The sequence below is a fragment of the Erysipelatoclostridium sp. AM42-17 genome, assembly GCF_003480255.1.
Lineage (GTDB): Bacteria > Bacillota_I > Bacilli_A > Erysipelotrichales > Coprobacillaceae > Faecalibacillus.
The window spans coordinates 1-3,061 of record NZ_QUIN01000043.1; the positions used below are offsets into that span (position 1 = coordinate 1).

General features: G+C 30.0%; 4 protein-coding genes. All 4 read left to right on the forward strand.

Annotation, left to right across the window (positions count from 1 at the left end; translation table 11 throughout):
* Nucleotides 1-106 precede the first annotated feature (106 nt).
* A complete protein-coding gene (locus tag DW911_RS10790) occupies nucleotides 107-307 on the forward strand; it encodes a DUF1146 domain-containing protein (RefSeq protein WP_118434202.1) in 201 nt (66 codons plus the stop codon).
* A gap of 27 nt (nucleotides 308-334) precedes the next feature.
* Nucleotides 335-1,222, forward strand: a complete 888-nt coding sequence (spoIID, locus tag DW911_RS10795) for a stage II sporulation protein D (RefSeq protein WP_118434201.1) — start codon at nucleotides 335-337, stop codon at nucleotides 1,220-1,222.
* 44 nt (nucleotides 1,223-1,266) lie between these two features.
* Nucleotides 1,267-1,893, forward strand: coding sequence for a M23 family metallopeptidase (locus DW911_RS10800; protein WP_118607813.1), 627 nt, complete (start codon nucleotides 1,267-1,269; stop codon nucleotides 1,891-1,893).
* Nucleotides 1,894-2,000: 107 nt separating this feature from the next.
* On the forward strand, nucleotides 2,001-2,990 hold the full coding sequence (locus tag DW911_RS10805) for a rod shape-determining protein (protein WP_118434199.1): 990 nt from the start codon (nucleotides 2,001-2,003) through the stop codon (nucleotides 2,988-2,990).
* The last annotated feature ends 71 nt before the right edge of the window (nucleotides 2,991-3,061 follow it).

The window sequence follows — 3,061 nt, forward strand, 5'->3', positions numbered from 1 at the left end:
CACATGCCTTTCACGCATGCATTCACGGGTTCGAATCCCGTACGAGTCACCATTTAGAATTGAACATCATGTATATGATGTTTTTTTATTTATCAAGGAGAAGCGTATGAGTTATGACATTGTAAAATTTATTGTCATTTTAGGTTCAATACTGATGACAATGTATGGTTTAAGTTGTTTTAATTATGAACACTTTATTTTAAAAGGAAAAGTGAAACAATTTTATTTAACTTATATTATTGTTTCTCTAGCAATTGGTTACATGCTTGCATCTTTTATCTTAGATTTTATGACAATTCATTTCTAAATTATTTTAGAATTCATAGGATATACTATGAAAACAATGATAATGAAGATAGGAATTGTCTTTTTTTTATTCATTTCCTTTTTCTTTATTCAAGTTCCTACTATGACTAAAAAGAAAGTCTATTATAAACATATAAAAAAAGACGAATATGTACATGTAAAAATAGACCAAGACACCCAAAATATTTTATTAGATGATTATTTGTTAGGGGTTGTTGCAGGAGAAATGCCTGCCTCTTTTCATGAGGAAGCAATTAAGGCACAAGTTCTGGCAAGTCGTACTTTTGTTTATTCACGTTTACTTAGCGTAGATAATACAACATCTAGTCAAGTATATTTAACAGATCAACAAATTCAAGTTTCTTGGAAGGAACATTACCATGAGTATAAGGAAAAAGTAAAAAAAGCGATCAAGGATACTAAAGGAGAAATTATTACTTATCAAGGTAAGTGCATTTCAGCATTGTTTTATTCTAGCAGTAACGGGTATAGTGAAAATGTTGAAGACTATTTTAAGGGGAGTCCACAACCCTATTTGAAGTCAGTTGATTCTCATTGGGATAAAAATGAAGATCCTCGCTTTAAAAGGAAAAATTATTTTACAGTTCAAGAATTAAAAACAAAATTACATTCTCTAGATTTTAAAAATATAACATATAAAAAAAGTGGACGCGTTGATCAAATTCAAATTGGTAATAAAATATATACAGGAAGAGAGGTACGAGAAATCCTCAATTTACCTTCTAGCGATTTTAAAATAATTAAAGAAGGAAATAAATATTGTTTTATTACTCAAGGATGTGGTCATGGAGTGGGAATGAGTCAGTATGGTGCTCAAGGTATGGCAAAAGAAGGATATGATTATAAAACGATTATTCAGCATTATTATCAAGGAGTGAAAATTGAAAAAAGATAGCATAAAGATTTTTATTATGGTCACAATTCTTTTGAGGTGAAATAATGAAAAACTTTATTAAAAAAAATAAAAAAATGCTATTTTTAGTTAGTGCTTTAGTTATTTTTCTGGGTGGAAGTGCGATTTTTCAAGTCGTTGTTAATCAATTAAAACCTTTTGAAGAAGTTCCTGTTGTTAATGTGGAAAAAAGAAAAGAAAAGAAAGTTGAAGAACATAAAGAGGTGTTATGTAAGCCAGTAGCTAATCAAATTCAAATTGCCAGAGAATATTATGATTCACATTTAAAAGAGGAACGTTTAGAGAAAGCCCTTATTTATTTTGAAGGGGTTTATCGTCCTCATTATGGACTAGATTATCAAAATAATGGTGAAGCCTTTGATGTGATGGCAGCAACAAGTGGAACAGTGATAAAAAAAGAAAATGATGCTTTACTTGGTTGGACTTTATCAATTTTAAATGATAGTGGTATAACCACTACATATCAATCTGTTGATTCAATTAAGGTTGAAAAAGGAGATAAAATAAAACAGGGACAAGTGATTGCTAGAAGTGGGGAAAATGTGTATGAATCGGATTTAAAAAGTCATTTACATTTCGTTTTATCCAAGGATAATAAAGTGCTTAATCCCCAACAATTTTTTAATCATGAAATAACAAAAATCAAGGCATAATCAATTAAAATAGTGATAATGGAAAAAATTATCACTATTTGTTTTTTGTCCTTGTATTTAATAAAATTCGTGATACAATAATCTAGAAAAAATAAGGAGGACGAACGATGGCATTATCTAAAGAAATTGGTATCGATTTAGGTACAGCAAATATATTGATTTATGTCAAAGGTGAAGGGATTGTAGTTAATGAACCTTCAGTAGTATCAATAGATGACGAAACTAAAAAACCTTTAGCAGTAGGACAAGAAGCTAAGGATATGTTAGGTAAGACTCCAGGAAGAGTACAAGCAATTAGACCTTTAAAAGATGGTGTTATTGCTGACTTTAGAGTAACTGAAATCTTATTAACACATTTTATTAATAAATTAAATTTAAAGGGAATTTTCTCAAGACCAACAATTTTAATTTGTTGTCCATCAAATATTACATCAATTGAAAAATCAGCAATTAAAGATGTTGCTGAAAGATGTGGAGCAAGAAAAGTATTTATCGAAGAAGAACCAAAAGTAGCTGCTATTGGAGCAGGATTAGAAATTAATAAACCAACAGGAAATATGGTTATTGATATCGGTGGGGGAACAACTGATATTGCTGTATTATCATTAGGTGATATTGTAACAAGTTCTTCATTAAAAATTGCTGGTGATGTCATGGATGAAGATATTATCAAATTCGTTAAAGATAAATATAAATTATTAATTGGTGATCGTACTGCAGAACAAATCAAAATTGAAATTGGTTCAGCAGTAAAAGGATTATCTGATAAAACAATTGAAGTACGTGGTAGAGATATGGTAACTGGATTACCACATACAATTACATTAACTTCTAATGAAACAGAATTAGCCTTAAGAGAAACATGTGCAACAATCGTTAAAGAAACTAAACACGTTCTAGAACAAACACCTCCAGAATTAGCTGCTGATATCGTATCACGTGGTATCTTCTTAACAGGTGGAGGAGCATTATTAACAGGTTTAGATCAATTATTAGAATCTGAACTTAATGTTCCAGTATTTGTTGCTGATGATGCATTAAATTGTGTTGCTAATGGATGCGGAGTTATGTTAGAAAACTTACATTACGTAAAATAAAAACTATGCCTAGCATAGTTTCAGACTGTTGACAAATTGACTATCGACAGTCTTTTTAAAATTTGTTAGAA